15 protein-coding genes and 1 tRNA gene are annotated in these 17,681 nt (G+C 63.1%); 11 read left to right on the top strand and 5 right to left on the bottom strand.

All coding sequences use genetic code 11. From position 1 onward, the window contains the following. From rpoC to ACK41V_RS21055, 8 genes are all read left to right on the top strand, one after another. Window positions 1-3,048: DNA-directed RNA polymerase subunit beta' (gene rpoC / locus ACK41V_RS21020; RefSeq protein WP_409785261.1), on the top strand; the 3,048-nt coding region annotated here is incomplete at its 5' end. Window positions 3,049-3,179: 131 nt separating this feature from the next. Next, complete coding sequence (locus tag ACK41V_RS21025) at window positions 3,180-3,773, top strand: LemA family protein (RefSeq protein ID WP_409785263.1); 594 nt, start codon at window positions 3,180-3,182, stop codon at window positions 3,771-3,773. Between the two features lie 179 nt (window positions 3,774-3,952). After that, complete coding sequence (rsmB, locus tag ACK41V_RS21030; RefSeq protein ID WP_409785265.1) at window positions 3,953-5,410, top strand: 16S rRNA (cytosine(967)-C(5))-methyltransferase RsmB; 1,458 nt, start codon at window positions 3,953-3,955, stop codon at window positions 5,408-5,410. 46 nt (window positions 5,411-5,456) lie between these two features. Beyond that, the gene (locus ACK41V_RS21035; RefSeq protein ID WP_409785282.1) at window positions 5,457-6,029 is read left to right on the top strand and encodes a DUF4390 domain-containing protein; all 573 of its coding nucleotides are present in this window, start codon (window positions 5,457-5,459) and stop codon (window positions 6,027-6,029) included. After that, window positions 6,026-8,326, top strand: a complete 2,301-nt coding sequence (locus tag ACK41V_RS21040; RefSeq protein WP_409785266.1) for an ATP-binding protein — start codon at window positions 6,026-6,028, stop codon at window positions 8,324-8,326. The genes ACK41V_RS21035 and ACK41V_RS21040 overlap by 4 nt, the downstream gene beginning before the upstream one ends. Window positions 8,327-8,363: 37 nt before the next feature. Continuing rightward, entirely contained in the window at window positions 8,364-9,047 is a 684-nt protein-coding gene (locus ACK41V_RS21045) for a response regulator (RefSeq protein WP_409785267.1), read from the top strand. 54 nt (window positions 9,048-9,101) lie between these two features. Beyond that, window positions 9,102-9,177: transfer RNA gene (locus ACK41V_RS21050), tRNA-Phe, on the top strand. A gap of 209 nt (window positions 9,178-9,386) precedes the next feature. Beyond that, window positions 9,387-10,640 carry an Hsp70 family protein gene (locus ACK41V_RS21055; protein WP_409785268.1) on the top strand — a complete coding sequence of 418 codons (1,254 nt, stop codon included), beginning with the start codon at window positions 9,387-9,389 and terminating at the stop codon, window positions 10,638-10,640. 179 nt (window positions 10,641-10,819) lie between these two features. On the opposite strand, the gene rsmI is transcribed toward ACK41V_RS21055, so the two are convergent. Continuing rightward, window positions 10,820-11,773, bottom strand: coding sequence for a 16S rRNA (cytidine(1402)-2'-O)-methyltransferase (rsmI, locus tag ACK41V_RS21060; protein WP_409785270.1), 954 nt, complete (start codon window positions 11,771-11,773; stop codon window positions 10,820-10,822). Here rsmI and ACK41V_RS21065 point away from each other — a divergent pair. The 3 genes from ACK41V_RS21065 to ACK41V_RS21075 all read left to right on the top strand — a co-directional run bounded on the left by ACK41V_RS21065 (window position 11,773) and on the right by ACK41V_RS21075 (window position 13,589). Then, window positions 11,773-12,207, top strand: a complete 435-nt coding sequence (locus tag ACK41V_RS21065) for a YraN family protein (RefSeq protein ID WP_409785272.1) — start codon at window positions 11,773-11,775, stop codon at window positions 12,205-12,207. The two genes, rsmI and ACK41V_RS21065, sit on opposite strands and share 1 nt — an antisense overlap. Before the next feature lie 99 nt (window positions 12,208-12,306). Continuing rightward, window positions 12,307-12,906: an SIS domain-containing protein gene (locus tag ACK41V_RS21070; protein ID WP_409785273.1), complete on the top strand. Its 600-nt coding sequence runs from the start codon at window positions 12,307-12,309 to the stop codon at window positions 12,904-12,906. Continuing rightward, window positions 12,903-13,589 (top strand): BON domain-containing protein, encoded by a 687-nt coding sequence (locus ACK41V_RS21075; protein ID WP_409785274.1) that lies wholly within the window; start codon window positions 12,903-12,905, stop codon window positions 13,587-13,589. Before ACK41V_RS21070 ends, ACK41V_RS21075 begins: the two co-directional genes overlap by 4 nt. Before the next feature lie 115 nt (window positions 13,590-13,704). Here the strand turns inward: ACK41V_RS21075 and ACK41V_RS21080 are convergent, their stop codons facing one another. The 4 genes from ACK41V_RS21080 to ACK41V_RS21095 all read right to left on the bottom strand — a co-directional run. Further along, complete coding sequence (locus tag ACK41V_RS21080; protein ID WP_409785276.1) at window positions 13,705-14,619, bottom strand: NAD(P)-dependent oxidoreductase; 915 nt, start codon at window positions 14,617-14,619, stop codon at window positions 13,705-13,707. 146 nt (window positions 14,620-14,765) lie between these two features. After that, window positions 14,766-15,902 carry a PilT/PilU family type 4a pilus ATPase gene (locus ACK41V_RS21085; RefSeq protein WP_409785277.1) on the bottom strand — a complete coding sequence of 379 codons (1,137 nt, stop codon included), beginning with the start codon at window positions 15,900-15,902 and terminating at the stop codon, window positions 14,766-14,768. Window positions 15,903-15,960: 58 nt separating this feature from the next. Then, window positions 15,961-16,596 (bottom strand): cyclic nucleotide-binding domain-containing protein, encoded by a 636-nt coding sequence (locus tag ACK41V_RS21090; RefSeq protein WP_409785279.1) that lies wholly within the window; start codon window positions 16,594-16,596, stop codon window positions 15,961-15,963. 62 nt (window positions 16,597-16,658) lie between these two features. Further along, window positions 16,659-17,681: type IV pilus twitching motility protein PilT (locus ACK41V_RS21095; RefSeq protein WP_409785280.1), on the bottom strand; the 1,023-nt coding region annotated here is incomplete at its 5' end.

Consider the following 17,681-nt stretch of genomic DNA (forward strand, 5'->3'; position numbering starts at 1 on the left):
AAGAAGGAAGTCGAATCCGGCACCCCCGTGGTGTGGGACATTCTGGAAGAGGTCATCAAAGAGCACCCCGTGATGCTGAACCGTGCACCTACGTTGCACCGTTTGGGTATTCAGGCTTTTGAGCCCATCCTGATCGAAGGCAAGGCCATCCAGCTGCACCCCCTCGTCTGCGCGGCCTTCAACGCCGACTTCGACGGTGACCAGATGGCCGTCCACGTCCCGCTGTCGGTCGAAGCGCAGATGGAAGCCCGCACGCTGATGCTGGCCTCCAACAACGTGCTGTTCCCTGCCTCGGGCGAACCCTCCATCGTTCCTTCGCAGGACGTGGTGCTGGGCTTGTACTACGCAACCCGTGACCGCATCAACGGCAAGGGCGAAGGCCTGGTGTTTGCGGATACCGGTGAAGTGCAGCGCGCGCTGGATGCTGGCGAAGTAGAACTCGCAGCCAAGATCACGGTTCGGATGACCGAGTGGACCAAGGACAAGGAATCCGGCGAATTCGTGCCATCGACCTCGCTGGTGGAAACCACCGCGGGCCGCGCACTGCTGTCCGAAATCCTTCCCAAGGGCCTGCCGTTCTCCAACATGAACAAGGCGCTCAAGAAGAAGGAAATCTCCAAGCTCATCAACGTGAGCTTCCGCAAGTGCGGCCTGAAAGAAACCGTCGTGTTTGCAGACAAGCTGCTGCAAAACGGTTTCCGCCTGGCTACGCGCGCCGGTATTTCCATCGCCATCGACGACATGCTGGTGCCTCCTCAAAAGGCCAGCATCATCGAGCGCTCCGAGAAGGAAGTGAAGGAGATCGAGCAGCAGTATGTGTCCGGTCTGGTCACCTCTGGCGAGCGCTACAACAAGGTGGTGGATATCTGGGGCAAGGCCGGGGACGAAGTGTCCAAGGTGATGATGGCCCAGTTGTCCAAGCAGAAGGTCATGGACCGCCATGGCAACGAAGTGGACCAGGAGTCCTTCAACTCCATCTACATGATGGCCGACTCGGGTGCCCGCGGCTCTGCAGCCCAGATCCGTCAGGTGGCTGGTATGCGGGGTCTGATGGCCAAGCCAGACGGCTCGATCATCGAAACGCCCATCACCGCGAACTTCCGTGAAGGTCTGAACGTGCTGGAGTACTTCATCTCCACCCACGGTGCCCGTAAGGGTCTGGCCGACACGGCGCTGAAGACGGCCAACTCCGGCTATCTGACACGTCGTCTGGTGGACGTGACGCAGGACTTGGTCGTGACCGAGGAAGATTGCGGTACCTCCAATGGCTCGCTGATGCGCGCCATTGTTGAAGGCGGTGAAGTGATCGAATCGCTGCGTGACCGTATCCTGGGCCGCACGGCAGCAGAAGACGTGCTGCACCCTGAAAACCGCGCAGTGCTGGTCCAGGCGGGCGTGATGTTCGACGAAGACATCATTGACGGTCTCGAAATCGCGGGCGTGGACGAAGTGAAGGTGCGTACGGCACTGACCTGCGAAACCCGCTACGGGCTGTGCGCCCGATGCTACGGACGCGACTTGGGCCGTGGCGGCCTGATCAACCTCGGCGAAGCCGTGGGTGTGATCGCTGCCCAGTCCATCGGCGAACCGGGCACGCAGCTGACCATGCGTACGTTCCACATCGGTGGCGCCGCGTCGCGCGCCGCCATCGCGTCCAGCGTGGAAGCCAAGTCCAACGGCGTGATCGGCTTCAACGCCACGATGCGCTACGTGAGCAACACCAAGGGCGAGCTGGTGGTGATTGCACGTTCGGGTGAAATCGTCATTCACGACGAACATGGCCGCGAGCGTGAACGCCACAAGGTGCCTTACGGCGCGACGCTGACCGTGAAGGCGGATCAAACCGTCAAGGCCGGCACGATCCTCGCCAACTGGGATCCGCTGACGCGCCCCATCATCACCGAGTTCGCTGGTCAGTCCAAGTTCGAGAACGTCGAAGAAGGCTTGACCGTAGCGAAGCAGGTCGATGAAGTGACCGGTCTGTCCACGCTGGTGGTGATCGACCCCAAACGCCGCGGCGCTGCGAAGGTCGTTCGTCCGCAAGTGAAGCTGATCGACGCCCAAGGCAACGAAGTGAAGATCCCTGGCACCGACCACTCGGTGACCATCGGCTTCCCCGTGGGTTCGCTGGTGCAAGTGCGTGACGGACAGGACGTGGGTCCTGGCGAAGTGCTGGCCCGTATCCCCATCGAAGGCCAGAAGACCCGCGACATTACCGGCGGTCTGCCACGTGTGGCCGAGCTGTTCGAAGCCCGTACACCGAAGGACAAGGGCACGCTGGCCGAGATGACCGGTACCGTGTCCTTTGGTAAGGAAACCAAGGGCAAGGTTCGCCTGCAGATTACTGATCCTGAAGGCCACGTGTTCGAAGAACTCGTGCCCAAGGAAAAGAACATTCTGGTGCATGAAGGCCAAGTGGTGAACAAGGGCGAATCGATTGTGGACGGCCCTGCCGACCCACAAGACATCCTGCGTTTGCTGGGAATCGAAGAGCTGTCGCGCTACATCGTTGACGAGGTGCAGGACGTGTACCGTTTGCAGGGCGTGAAGATCAACGACAAGCACATCGAGGTGATCGTTCGCCAGATGCTGCGCCGTGTTGTGGTCGAGAACGTTGGCGAGTCGAACTACATCGGTGGCGAGCAGGTCGAGCGCTCCGAGATACTCAACACCAACGATGCGCTGCAGTCCGACGGCAAGATTCCTGCGACCTACAGCAACTTGCTGCTGGGTATCACGAAGGCATCGCTGTCGACCGACTCGTTCATCTCGGCCGCTTCCTTCCAGGAAACCACCCGCGTGCTCACCGAGGCTGCCATCATGGGCAAGCGCGACGAGCTGCGTGGCCTGAAGGAAAACGTGATCGTGGGTCGCCTGATCCCTGCCGGCACCGGCATGGCCTACCACCAGGCACGCAAGGCCAAGGACGCGATGGACGACGCCGAGCGCCGCGCCATCGCCGAAGCCGAAGCGGCCGAAATGGAAGCCCAGGGTGACGCTGGCGAAGTGGTGAACACCGCCACGGCCTCCGACGCCGCAGCTGACTAAGCCCCCGGGCGGTCACTGACACGCTCCCGCCCTGTCCCTTGGCAGGCCGGGAGCGTTTTTTATGGAACTCGGATTTCTCGTTTTACTTTTCGGGTCGGACTGCGCCATGCAAGCGCGGCCGACAACAGTGCATGTGGTCATCGCCCCTTTTCTGGATGGTATTTGCCATCGTGTCGTTCTGGGCCCTTGGGGCCTACAACCGCTTGATGCGGTTGCGCTCGGCCGTGGCGCAGGCCTTTGGCAGCTTGGATGCGCACATGGTGCGACTGGTGGCCTTGCTGGGCGAGTTCAGCGCGGCGCATGCGGTGCAACCCGCAAACGGGGTGACCGGTTCGGATCAGGAAATGGCGGCCTTGCAGGGCGCCACCACCCAGCTGAGCGCGTGCCTGGCCGTTGTGCGCGCCCGCCCGCTGGCGGGTGACGCGGTGGCAGCGCTGACTGCCGCACGTGTTGTGCTGCAGGCGGCGTGGCAAGGGGCTGCGCGCAAGGAGCCGGATGCCGGGAGCGTACGTTCCCCCGACAGTCCTCAGGATGCCTCCGAGGAACCGCTGGTGCCTCCGATGCCCTCCGTGTGGCACTTGCGGTGGGATGAGCACGCGCTCCAAAACGATCAGGCAGCGCGCATCTTCAACGATGCGGTTGCGCAATACAACGCCGCCATCGCGCAGTTTCCGGCCAATGTGCTGGCCTGGGTGTTCGGCTTCAAGGCGGCACGCGGGGTCTAGTGCAGTGTTTCACGCTATCTGGCACATAAAAAGTCGTCTTTTCGGCCCTGGCCGCGTTGCAAATCCTCGCGATACGCCCGGTATCGCTGTGGTTTGCGCCTTGCCAGGACCAAAAATCCGCCCTTTTTATTTGTGCCATCAAGCATGAAACACTGCACTAGCCCGTTTTTAGGATCACCATGAGTCACCCTCCCGCAGGCGCACCCAAGCCCTTCAGTCCACGCCCTCGCACCGAGCCGGGCAATGCCCGTCCAGCTCGCGCCCCGGGCGCAGACGGCCCCCACACCGGCAAATCAACGGGTGTTCAGCCTGTTGCGCTGTGGCAGCAACTGCTGGGCGTGTCCGGCGCCCTGCAAGCCATTCGGGCGGGACAGTCGGGCACCGCTGCGCTGGCGGCGGTGGACAGTGCCGTGCGGCCTGGGGTCCAGGCGCTGTTGTTCCAGGTGCTGCGCCAGGCAGGTCGCTCCGAGGCATTGCGCCGCTGCCTGGTGGAGCGCAATCCACCCCCTGCCGCCGATGCCTTGCTGTGTGCCGCGCTGGCGCTTTGCTGGAATCCGGACGATTCGCCGTACGAGCCGTTCACGCTGGTGAATCAGGCCGTCGAAGCCGCCAAGCGAAATCCAGCCACGCGCAAGCAGGCGTCCTTCATCAATGGCTGCCTGCGGCGATTCCTGCGCGAGCGCGACGCGCTCGTGGCCAGCACCGACAACGAGCCATTGGCGCGCTGGAACCATCCGTTGTGGTGGATTGAGCGGTTGCGCAAGGACCATCCTCAGGATTGGGAGCAGATCCTTCGTGCCAACAACACCCATGCGCCCATGATGCTGCGGGTTAACAAGCAAAAATGCACTCTAGCCCAATATCAACAAGCGCTAGTAGCTATCAATTTTGATTTTGATGTGGTGAGCGACACGGGTTTGGTGCTGCACCAGCCTGTGCCTGTGCCCGCGCTTCCGGGCTTTGCACAGGGTTGGGTCTCTGTGCAGGACGCCGCGGCGCAGATGGCGGCGCCCTTGCTGCTGCAGGGTCTTGACCTGACGAAGCCCTTGCGCGTGCTGGATGCTTGCGCCGCGCCCGGTGGAAAGACCGCCCACCTGCTGGAACTGGCCGGGCCCGGCGCGCCGTTGGAGGTCACCGCACTCGAAATCGATGCCGCCCGCAGTGCCCGCATTGGCGAAACCTTGCAACGGCTGGGTCTGCAAGCCCAGGTGCTGGTGGCCGACGCCGCACGACCGCAAGATTGGTGGCAAGCGCTTTGCGGGGGGCACCTGTTCGACGCCATCTTGCTGGATGCGCCATGCACTGCTTCGGGCATCGTCCGCCGGCACCCCGACGTGCGCTGGTTGCGCCGCGAGACCGACATTGCCCAGCTGGCGGCGTTGCAGGCGAAGCTGCTGGCCGCGTTGTGGCCGCTGGTGCGACCCGGCGGGCGGCTCTTGTACTGCACGTGCTCGGTGTTCCGCGCCGAAGGCGATGTGCAGGTGCAAACGTTTCTTGCACACAACACGGATGCGCAATTGCTGCCTTCGCCGGGGCATTTAATTCCCGGCAACGCGGACAAGGGCGAGGCTGTCCCGGACAATCTGTCGGGTGATCACGACGGATTTTTTTACGCACTGTTGCAAAAATCGGCTTAATGGGTTCCGTGGAGCTCGTTGGGTATTAATCTGCGCGTTAATTTGCCTGCTGGCGTGTTTCACTTTGGTGCCCCGGGCTGCGGCGACCGAAGCTGCAGTGCCCGAGGTGAGCGAGCTGAGGTTGGACCGAACAGACGACGGGCTGTACTTGGGCACCACGCTGCAGTTTGTGCTGCCTGAGCTTGCTGAAGACGCCTTGTACAAAGGCATCCCCATGTTCTTTGTCGCAGAAGCGCAGGTTCTGCGCGACCGTTGGTACTGGTCCGACCGCCAAGTTGCAGAAACAACCCGCTATTTGCGTCTAAGTTATCAGCCTCTCACGCGCCGCTGGCGCCTTAATGTTTCCCCCGTCCCTTTTACCAACAGCGGCCTGGGAGTCATGTTGGGGCAGAATTTTGACGAATACGCGGAAGCGTTGTCCGCTATTCAGCGTATTTCACGCTGGAAGATCGCTGAAAGTAGCGCGATCGAGGCAGATGCAATGCATACGGTCAATTTTCGATTCCGCCTGGACATGTCGCAGCTCCCTCGACCCTTTCAAATAGGCGCAGTCGGGCGCTCTGGCTGGAATCTGCTGGTCTCCCGCAGCCAACGTCTTCCCGCACAGGCTGCCAAGTGAACTCCAACGCGCCCTCCAGCACCCCCGCGGAGTCCGCCACGGCCCATGCCGCGGCCCGACAGTCGCGCGCGGTGCGATGGGCGGTGGGTGTGGGGGCGGCCATCATGTCCGCCATCGGCATGGTGTTGCTCTTCCTGCTCACTCTGGCCACCAACAACCGCGCTCTCTACGAGCGCAACTACGCCTGGCTTTTTGGCGTCAACGTGCTGGTGGCCCTGCTGCTGCTGGCGGTGCTGGGGTGGGTGGCTGTGCGATTGGGAATGCGCTTGCGCAAGGGGCGGTTTGGCAGCCGCCTGCTGGTCAAGTTGGCCGCCATCTTCGGGCTTGTGGGGCTGTTGCCTGGGTTGCTCATCTACGTGGTGTCCTACCAATTCGTCACTCGGTCCATTGAGAGCTGGTTTGATGTGAAGGTGGAGGGCGCCTTGTCGGCGGGGGTCAACCTGGCCCGCGTGTCGCTGGATTCGCTGGCTGCTGATATGGCAGCCAAAACCCGCAACGCCAGTGCCAGCGTGGCCCAGGTGCCGGATGCGGCGGCAGGGCTGGTGTTGGAACGCATCCGCGACCAGCTCGGCGCTACCGATGTAGTGCTGTGGAATGCCGCCGGGCAAGCTGTGGCGAGTGCGGGCCAGTCCCGCTTCAACCTGAACCCTGAAAAGCCCGGCGTGCCGTTGCTGCGCACCGTGCGGCAGCAGCGTGCTACGGCGCAGATCGAAGGTCTGGACGATATCTCCGACCCGGCAGCCGCTCAAAACGCCCGAGTGAAGGTGCTGGCGCTCGTCAGCAGCCCGGCCGTTGGCCTGCTGGTAGAGCCGCGTTATCTGCAGGCCACGCTACCGCTGCCGCCCGCGTTGGTGGCCAACGCCATCGCTGTGCAAGAGGCCAATCGCGAATACCAAGAGCGGGCCCTGGCACGCGGCGGGCTGCGGCGCATGTATGTGGGCACCCTCACGCTCAGCTTGTTTCTTGCCGTGTTTGGTGCCGTGTTGTTGGCGGTGTTGCTGGGGAACCAGTTGGCTCGGCCTTTGCTGGTACTGGCGGAAGGCGTCCGCGAGGTGGCGGCTGGCAACCTGAGCCCCAAGGCGGCGTTGCAGGGCAAAGACGAGCTGGGGGGGCTGACGCGGTCCTTTGCGCTCATGACCCAGCAGCTGTCTGACGCCCGGCACGCGGTGGAAGAGAGCATGGGTGAGGTCGACGCGGCCCGCGCCAACTTGCAGACCATTCTGGACAACCTGACCGCGGGCGTCATCGTGCTCGATGCGCAAGGCCTCATCCGATCTTCTAACCCGGGCGCTACCCGCATCCTGCGTGCGCCCATGGCGGCGTATGAAGGGCGGCCCCTGTCAGAGGCGCCGGGGCTGGCCGAGTTTGCCGCGTCGGTCCAACGCCACTTCGACACGTTTCTGGGCGACCACGAACGCCATGGGCTGGACCACTGGCAGCAGCCTTTTGAGCTACACGCATCGTCTGGCGGAGCGGGACAACACGCCACCAGCCTCGTCGCGCGGGGTGCGGAGCTGCCGGATTCGACCCGACTGTTGGTTTTTGACGACATTTCAGAAATCGTTTCCGCACAACGCGCGCAGGCCTGGGGCGAAGTCGCACGCCGGTTGGCGCACGAAATCAAGAACCCCTTGACGCCCATTCAGCTGTCTGCCGAGCGCCTTGAAATGAAGCTCACGGGCAAGCTGCCCAACCCCGAGCAAGCCATCCTGACCAAGTCCGTCAAAACCATCGTGGACCAAGTCGATGCCATGAAGCGGCTGGTCAATGAGTTCCGCGACTATGCGCGCCTTCCTGCGGCAGAACTGCATGCACTGGACCTCAATGCGCTCGTCACAGACGTGCTGCATTTGTATGGCGCAGAAAACGCCACGGTCGCTGTAGAAGCCGAGCTGGACCCGCGTTGTCCGCCGATAGCCGGTGATGCACAGCAACTGCGCCAAGTGGTGCATAACCTGCTGCAAAACGCGCAAGACGCCACCGAACAAGCCCGCGCCGGAACGCCCGGAGCGCCGCCGCCGGTGCGCATCAGCACGCGCTGGAGTGAGTCCTCTCGCCGCGTTCGACTCACGGTCTCAGACAGCGGGACCGGGTTTCCACCCCACATCTTGCAGCGTGCTTTTGAGCCCTATGTCACCACCAAGCCGCGGGGCACCGGGCTGGGCCTCGCGGTGGTCAAAAAGATCGCCGACGAGCATGGCGCACGCATTGACCTGTCCAATCGCACCGAAGACGGTGTAGTGCGCGGGGCCCAAGTGTCGTTATCATTCGCCCCTGAACCAGCGGTGGCGGCATAACAACACCGTCCCAGTACCCCAAGGCGCTTCAATACACATGGCAAATATTCTGGTGGTCGACGATGAGCTCGGCATTCGCGATCTGCTGTCGGAAATTCTGAACGACGAAGGTCACAGCGTGGACCTCGCAGAAAACGCGACCCAGGCCCGTGCCGCACGGTCTGGCAATACCTACGATCTCGTGCTGCTCGACATCTGGATGCCGGACACCGACGGGGTTTCCCTGCTCAAGGAATGGGCGACAGCTGGCGTCCTGACCATGCCCGTCATCATGATGAGTGGTCATGCCACCATCGACACGGCGGTGGAAGCCACCCGCATCGGCGCCTTCTCCTTCCTCGAAAAGCCCATCACCTTACAAAAGCTGCTCAAGGCCGTGGAGCAGGGACTGGCCCGCAACACCGCGCACCAGTCCGCGCCGGTGGCGGCTGTCCAGCCCCCAGCCATGGCGGCTGCCGACCCCACGTTCTCGCAACTGCCTGCGGTTTCGGCTGTTTTGGCGGGTGTGGACACAGGGCCTCATGCGCACCAGGGTTTTGACCTGGACCGCCCCCTGCGTGAGGCGCGCGATGGGTTCGAAAAAGCCTACTTCGAATTCCACCTTGCCCGCGAAGGCGGCTCCATGACCCGCGTTGCCGAGAAAACCGGCCTCGAGCGCACCCACCTCTATCGCAAGCTACGCCAGCTGGGGGTAGACCTGGGCCGTGGAAAGCGCAACTAATTTCCGCGACTCTATCCAAAAGCGTGTTTTTTTCTGGTTATAATTTGAGGCTTAGGCCCGGTAGCTCAGTCGGTAGAGCAGAGGATTGAAAATCCTTGTGTCGGTGGTTCGATTCCGCCCCAGGCCACCAAATAAAAGCCCTTGATTCTCACGAATCAAGGGCTTTTGCCATTCCGCAGGCTGCCTTGGTCGCGCTTTTCGTGGGCTTGCAGCGAGTTTTCAACGCCCGGCCCGCTCCGCTTTCGTCCCCGTCACATGCGCTGACCGAGTTCGTGGCTGCCGAAAGCCCCTGCTAAGTTCGCCTCTCTTTCCTTCCTCCATCGTTTTGACATTTGACCCATGCCTCTCTTGAAGGACACCACACTCGGCATTGACTTTGGTACCTCCAACTCCGCGATGTCGGTGCGCCAGGGGTCTGGGCGCGCGCGGATGATCGCGTTGGAGGCCGATGCGCCCACGTTGCCCACGGCGCTGTTCTTCAACACCGAGGACCACCGCACCCATTTTGGGCGGGACGCGGTGGCGCAGTATTTGGCGGGCACCGAGGGGCGGCTGATGCGGTCGCTCAAGAGTCTGTTGGGCAGCGCTCTGCTGCAAGACAAGACGGCGGTGCACAACAAGCTGGTGAGCTACCAGGACATCATCAGTCTCTTCTTGCGGATGCTGGCCCAGAAGGCGCGGGATGAGCTGGGTGGCATGCCGGGGCGTGTGGTGATGGGGCGACCGGTGCATTTTGTAGATGGCGACGAAGACCGCGACCAGCAGGCCGAGGATGCCTTGCGTCAGGCGGCAGTGGACGCGGGGTTCGAAAATGTGTCGTTCCAGTTCGAGCCCATTGCGGCCGCGCTGGACTACGAGCAGCGCATTTCGCGCGAATCCCTGGTGCTGGTTGTCGATATTGGCGGGGGGACGTCGGACTTCACCGTGGTCCGCCTGGGGCCGGAGCGCATGGCGCGCGCCGACCGCGGCAGCGATGTGTTGGCAACCACCGGCGTGCACGTGGGTGGAACGGACTTTGACCGTCGCCTGAGCCTGGATCTGCTAATGCCGCTGTTGGGCTTCAAGCACACCGGGTCGGCCGGGCGGGAGGTGCCGAGCCGGGTGTTTTTTGACCTGTCCACGTGGCACTTGATTCAGTGGCTTTACTCGCCAAAGGCGCTGCGGGATGCGCAGAACCTGCGAACGGACTACGCCGATGCGCGTCTGCACGCGCGGCTGATGCGGGTGCTTCACGAGCGGTTGGGGCACCGCATGGCCAACACGGTGGAGCAGGCCAAAATTGCTGCGTCGCTGGCAGACGCCGAGGCGCCCATGGCGCTGGACTGGATCGAGCCGGGGCTTCACGCGGCGGTGACCCCGCAAGGGCTGGCGCGTTTTCTGTCGCAGCCCCTGGAGCAAGTGGTGGCTTGCGCACAGGACTGCCTGTTGCAGGCTGGGCTCTCCGCGCAGGGGGTGGAAGCGATTTATCTGACGGGTGGCTCGTCTGCGCTGCGGCCATTGCGACATGCGCTCAAGGCGGCGTTTCCCGATACGCCGCAGCTGGAAGGCGATTTGTTTGGTGGGGTGGCGGCGGGGTTGGCCGTATCGGGCTGATCGTTATGCGGTGCACCGCAACGGGCGTTGCCGCCAAGTGAGTGGGCAAAAGAGTGATTTGCTATTAAATATATAGCTATCAGCGCTTGATGGATAAGCGCTAGAGGCTGTTTTGGCTTGAATTTTTCGACGTTGACTGTCTTGAAGCCGGGAGCGTCACTGCGGCCACCTGGTGCGCCTCAGTCGGACGTGTCGTCCTCGCCATCACCCTGGGCTGCGCCGTCGCGCTTCCACGCCAGGGCCGTGTCGTACAACACATTGCGCGATGTGCCCGTGATGTCCACGGCCAGGCGCACGGCTGTTTTCAGGGGCAGCTCCTGCAGCAGCAGGCGCAGCACCCGCAGGCTCTCGCCGTCGTTGGTTTCCACGGGCACGGGGTGGAGCAACACCACAAACTCTCCGCGCGACCGCTGGGGCGATCCGTCCAGCCAGGCCGTCAGCGCGTGTGCGGGCTGGGTGGTGACTTCTTCAAATTGCTTGGTCAGCTCGCGCGCCAAGGTGACCGGGCGCTCGCCCAGCACGGCCAGGGCCTGGGCCAATTCGCCGATGCGGTGGGGCGCTTCCAGCAGCACCACGCAGCGGGGTTCGTTGGCCAGTTTCTGCTGGATCACGGTGGCGCGTTCGGCGTTCTTCACCGGCAAGAAACCCGCAAACACAAAACCGCCGTGCTCGTTGCTGTGCGCCACGGCGCCCGCCACGCTCAGGGCCGTGGTGATGCTGCTCGCGCCGGGCAGCGGCAGCGCGCGCAGTCCCGCTGCCTGCACAGCTGCCACCAGGCGCGCGCCGGGGTCGCTCACGCCGGGGGTTCCAGCGTCGCTCACATAGGCCACACGTTGACCTTGCTGCAGCCGCAGCACCACGTTTTCTGCGGCTTCAGCCTCGTTGTGCTGGTGCACGGCCAGCAGCTGCGATGCCCCTTTGTCGATGCCATAGGCGCGCAACAGCGACTGGGTGTGGCGTGTGTCCTCGCAGGCCACGGTGTCAGCCATCTGCAGCACGTGCAGCGCGCGCAGCGTGATGTCAGCCAGATTTCCGATGGGCGTGGCCACAACGTACAAGGCGCCCTGCGGATAATGTTGGAGAGCCGCCGCTTCGCGTGCGGCATCGAGGGCTGAAGCGAAAGATGCGCTCAATGAAATTCCTTGAAAAGAGAAAACCGCCCAACGCATTGGCATCCACCGCCGGGCCAAGGCCTGCGCCAGGGGCTGATGCCACCACCACCCGACAGCGCGGCAACGCGGCAGAGGACAAGGCGCTGGCGCATTTGCAGGCGGCTGGGCTCAAGCTGGCGGTGCGCAATTATCGGACGCCGGGGCGCGGTGGGGGCGAGATTGATCTGGTGATGCGGGACCGGGACGGCACCCTGGTGTTTGTGGAGGTGCGCAGCCGCGCCAGCAGCGCGTTCGGGGGCGCAGGCGGCAGCATCAGCCAGACCAAGCAGCAGCGCATCATTTTTGCGGCACGGCACTACCTGCTGCGCCTGCCGTCACCGCCACCGTGCCGGTTTGACGTGGTGCTGGTGGAGGATTCGGTGCAGTGGCTCAAAGCCGCCTTCGACGCGCAGTAGCCGCGTGGCAGTGGCAAGGCGCGCAGGCTCCCAAAGCACCCTGGGCTGCTACGGTTTGCTACAAAAGCTATAACACGCGGCGGGTATCATCGGGCCCCTATGCTTGAGCAACGCATCCAACAGCATTTCATTGACAGCGCCGACCTGAAGTACCAGGCCGCGCAGGCGCTGAGCCATCCCATCGTCGCTGCCGTGCAGGCGGTGCTGGCCTGCGTGACCAGTGGCGGCAAGGTGCTGGCCTGCGGCAATGGACCGTCGGCCGCCGAGGCCCAACAATTTGCCGCCTTTTGTGTCGCAGGCTTTGAACGCGACCGCCCCGAGCTGGCCGCGCTGGCACTGACCGCTGACAGTACCTTGTTGACCGCTGCTGCCGGCACGCCGGATGTGGCGCAGCAATTTGCCCGCCAGGTGCGCGCGCTGGGCCAAGCTGGTGATGTGCTTCTGGCCCTGTCCGTGACCGGCAACGATGCCAATTTGCTGGCCGCCGCCGAAGCCGCCCATGAGCGCGACATGACCGTGGTGGTGTTGACCGGGCGCACTGGCGGCAAGCTGGCCGCCATGCTGCGCGAGACAGATGTGCTGATCAGCGTGCCCCACGACCGCGCAGCCCGCGTGCGCGAAGTCCACGCTCTTGTGCTGCATTGCCTGAGCGACGGCGTAGACGCCCAGTTACTTGGTGAACAGGAGAACCCGCTATGAACCCAACCATGAACCCTGACCGACCCCTGCACCGCTTCTACGGCGCGCACCGCACCCTCTGCACCGTGCTGGCTGCGGCGGCGCTGACGGCGGGCTTGTCGGCCTGCGCCCCGCTCATCATTGGGGGGGCCGTGGTGGGCGGTGTGATGGCTGTGGACCGCCGCACCGCCGGTACGCAGGTGGAAGACGAGGGGATTGAGCTGCGAGCCTCCAACCGCATCCGTGAAACCCTGGGCGACCGGGTTCATGTGAACGTCACCAGCTACAACCGCCAGGTGCTGCTGACCGGCGAGGCGCTCTCTGCCCAGGATCGACAGTCGGTGGAGCAGACGGTGTCGTCGGTAGAAAACGTGCGCTCCGTCGTTAACGACCTGGCCGTGATGCCCATCACCAGCCTGAGCCAGCGCTCCAACGACACCTTCATCACCGGCAAAGTGCGCGCCAGCCTGGTGGACGCCCAGGACATCTCGGCCAATTCGTTCAAGGTCGTGACCGAACGCAACGTCGTCTACCTGATGGGGCGCGTGTCCCAGCGCGAAGCCAACCGGGCCACCGACATCGCCCGCGGGGTGACCGGTGTGAGCAAGGTGGTGCGCGTGTTCGAGGTGGTGACAGAAGAAGAGCTGCGCCGCATGACGCCCGCACCGGTGACCACTGACAGCAGCCCCACCCCGCGCAGTTGACAGGGCGTAGGTGACCCCATGTGGCCACCGCGATGGAATCAAAAGAAGGGCCGCAAGGCCCTTCTTTGTTTTGGGGGAGTCGGTTGCTGACTCCCCATGGGGTGCGTTCGCGGGATCAGGTCAGGCGCTTGATCAGGCTTGATGTATCCCAGCGGTTGCCCCCCATTTTTTGCACATCTGCGTAAAACTGGTCCACCAGTGCGGTAACCGGCACGCGCGATCCGTTGCGTTTGGCTTCATCCAGCACCAGGCCCAGGTCCTTGCGCATCCAGTCGACGGCAAAGCCAAAGTCGAACTTGCCGTCCACCATGGTTTTGCCGCGGTTGTCCATTTGCCAGCTTTGCGCAGCGCCTTTGCCAATCACCTCCAGCACCTGCTTCATGTCCAGCCCCGCGTTCTGACCAAAGGCCACGGCTTCGGACAAGCCCTGTACCAGCCCCGCGATACAGATCTGGTTGACCATCTTGGCCAATTGGCCCGATCCACTGTCGCCCAGCAGCGTGAAGGCGCGAGAAAACGCCATGGCCACGGGCTGGGCTGCCTCGAACGCAGCAGCGTCGCCACCACACATGACGGTGAGCAGCCCGTTCTGTGCCCCGGCCTGGCCGCCAGAGACGGGTGCATCCACAAACTTCAGGCCCAGCGCACTGGCCGCTGCATACAGCTCGCGTGCCACCTCAGCCGATGCCGTGGTGTGGTCCACAAAAATAGCGCCTGGTGCCATGCCAGCGAAGGCGCCGTCCGCACCCAGCGTGACGGAGCGCAAGTCTTCGTCATTGCCCACGCAGCAGAACACGATGTCTGCCCCGGCGGCGGCTTCGCGTGGCGTTTCGGCATGTTTTGGGGCTGTAGCGCTTTCGTACTCTGCGCACCATGCTATGGATTTGGTAGCGGTTCGGTTGTACACCGTCACGGCATGCCCCGCCAGTGCCAAGTGGCCGGCCATGGGATAGCCCATCACGCCCAGGCCCAGAAAGGCGACCTTGCGGGAAGGGGTAGCGTCGTAGGTGCGGGGATTGGTGCTTGGCATGGTGGAGGAGAAAAGTGGTGGATCAAAAAAGAAAACGCCCGCAAGGGGAGCGTACCCGCCAGGGCCACCGTGGAGCGGGCTTTGCCCGGCCACAGGTGGCGTCCCCCTGAGGGGAAATGCGCCGCAGGCGACTCAGGGGGCTGTCGTCACACAATCGCGAAATGTTCCGTGCCCTGGGCAAGATCGGGCGACTTGGCGCGCTGGCTGTTCAGCTTGATCTGCAGGCGCAGGTCGTTCAGCGAGTCGGCGTTGCGCAGCGCGTCTTCATAGCTGATCACGTTGGCCTCGTAGGCATCAAACAGCGCCTGGTCAAAGGTCTGCATGCCCAGGTTGCGGCTCTTCTTCATGATCTCCTTGATCTCGGAGACATCGCCCTTGAAGATCAGATCCGAGATCAGCGGCGTGTTCAGCATGATCTCCACCGCTGCAGCACGTCCCTTGCCGTCCTGCTTGGGGATGAGGCGCTGTGACACCATGGCGCGCAAGTTCAGCGACAGGTCCATCAGCAGTTGCGCGCGGCGTTCTTCGGGGAAGAAGTTGATGATGCGGTCCAGTGCCTGGTTGGCACTGTTGGCGTGCAGCGTGGCCAGGCACAGGTGGCCGGTTTCGGCAAACGCCACAGCGTGTTCCATGGTCTCGCGGTCGCGGATTTCGCCCATCAGGATCACGTCGGGCGCCTGGCGCAGTGTGTTCTTCAGGGCCGCTTCCCAGCTGTCGGTGTCCAGGCCCACTTCGCGTTGCGTCACCACGCAGTTCTTGTGCGGGTGCACGAACTCGACCGGGTCTTCCACCGTGATGATGTGGCCGAACGAGTTCTCGTTGCGCCAGTCCACCATGGCGGCCAGCGTGGTCGACTTGCCCGAACCCGTGGCACCCACCAAGATGCACAGGCCGCGCTTGGCCATGGTCACTTCCTTGAGCACCTGCGGCACACCCAGGCCATCGATGGTGGGCAACGTGAGCGGAATCGTCCGCATCACCATGCCAACCCGGCCTTGCTGGATGAAAGCGTTGACCCGGAAACGGCCGATGCCGGCGGGCGAGATGGCGAAGTTGCACTCTTTCGTGCGTTCAAAGTCGGCCACCTGCTTGTCGCTCATCACGGCGCGGGCCAGCGTGAGCGTGTGGTTGGGTGTCAGGGGCTGGGGCGACACCTTGGTGACCTTGCCATCCACCTTGATGGCGGGCGGAAACTCTGCCGTGATGAACAAGTCGCTGCCGTTGCGGCTCACCATCAGCTTGAGCAGGTCATTGATGAATTTACTGGCCTGATCGCGTTCCATCAGAATTTCTCCCGGGGGTGTTCGTCGGTACGACGGTCATTCAGGTTGGTGCGGGACATCATTTCTGGTTATCGCTCAGGCGGGCGCTCACCACACGCAGGCGCAGTGACAGCTTGCGGGCCAGCAGCGCAATCAGGCTGGCAGCCAGTTGCGGGTCTTTGGTCATCATGTCGTCCATGGCCTCAGCGCTCAGCACAGCGATTTCGCAGTCGGTGAGCGTGGTGCAGGCCGAAAAGCGGATACCGCTGTCCAGCAGGGACATTTCACCCAGGATGTCGCCGGGCCGCGTCTCGGCCAAGCGCAGTTGTTCGCCCCAGGGCTGCACACGGTCCACCGCAATGGTGCCGGTCAGCAGCACCACCATGAAGTTGCCGTATTCGTCCTGGCGGATCACGTCGCGGTTCGACGGGATGGCCGCAAATTCAAAGAACCGCTCCATGCGTTCAACGGCGTCCTTGTCCAGGTGCGCCATGTACTTGTCTTTGGCCCACAGGCCCTGCAGCAGCTTGCCGCCCCGGCTGGTGGGCAGGCGTTTGGCCCCTACTTCGACCGCACGCGCCTCCCACGGCACCAGCATCGAATCGTCGACACCCTGGCCCGCAAAAGCGGTAGAAAACAGCACGGAATCCGTGTGTTCGTCCGCGGGCTTGTCGCCACGGGTCTTCATTTTCAGAAGGCTCAAGATGCCTTTCATAAATCGCTCCGGTATGCGGCACATCAGGGGCCGCAAGAATCAGTCAGTGGGGTGGGCGCAGCTCAACCAGGGAAGTTCTCTGGAATCTTGGCCTTGCCGCGTGCTTCGGCCGGGCTGATGATGTTGCGCCGCACCAGATCGGTCAGGTTCTGGTCCAGTGTCTGCATGCCGACGCTGTTGCTGGTCTGGATGGTGGAATACATCTGCGCCACCTTGGCCTCGCGGATCAAATTGCGAATAGCGCTGGTGCCCAGCATGATCTCGTGCGCGGCCACACGGCCCGAGCCGTCCTTGGTCTTGCACAGCGTCTGCGAGATCACTGCCTGCAGCGACTCGGACAGCATCGAGCGGACCATTTCCTTTTCTTCGGCGGGGAACACGTCGATGATCCGGTCGATGGTCTTGGCGGCACTGGACGTGTGCAGCGTGCCAAACACCAAGTGGCCCGTTTCCGCCGCCGTCATGGCCAAGCGGATGGTTTCCAGATCGCGCATTTCACCCACCAGGATGGCGTCCGGATCTTCCCGCAGCGCAGATTTCAGCGCCGCGGCGAACGACAGCGTCATCGGGCCGACTTCGCGCTGGTTGATCAGGCACTTCTTGGATTCGTGCACGAACTCGATCGGGTCTTCCACCGTGAGGATGTGGCCGTACTCGGTTTCGTTCAGGTAGTTGACCATGGCGGCCAGCGTGGTGGACTTGCCCGAGCCGGTCGGGCCCGTCACCAGCACCAGGCCACGAGGTTTGAGGGCCAGGTCGCCAAAAATCTTGGGGGCGTTGAGCTGCTCCAGCGTCAGGATCTTGCTCGGAATGGTCCGAAACACGGCGGCCGCGCCGCGGTTCTGGTTGAAGGCGTTGACCCGGAAACGCGCCAAGCCTTCTATTTCAAACGAGAAGTCAACCTCCAGAAACTCTTCATACGTCTTGCGCTGAGAGTCGCTCATGATGTCGTACACCATGGCATGCACCGTTTTGTGGTCCAGCGCATCGACGTTGATGCGCCGTACATCCCCGTGGACCCGGATCATGGGCGGCAGACCCGCCGAAAGGTGCAAGTCGGAGGCCTTGTTCTTGACGCTGAACGC

Origin of the sequence: Acidovorax sp. (genome assembly GCF_046291265.1) — a bacterium.
In the GTDB taxonomy this organism is placed as follows: Bacteria; Pseudomonadota; Gammaproteobacteria; order Burkholderiales; family Burkholderiaceae_C; genus Acidovorax.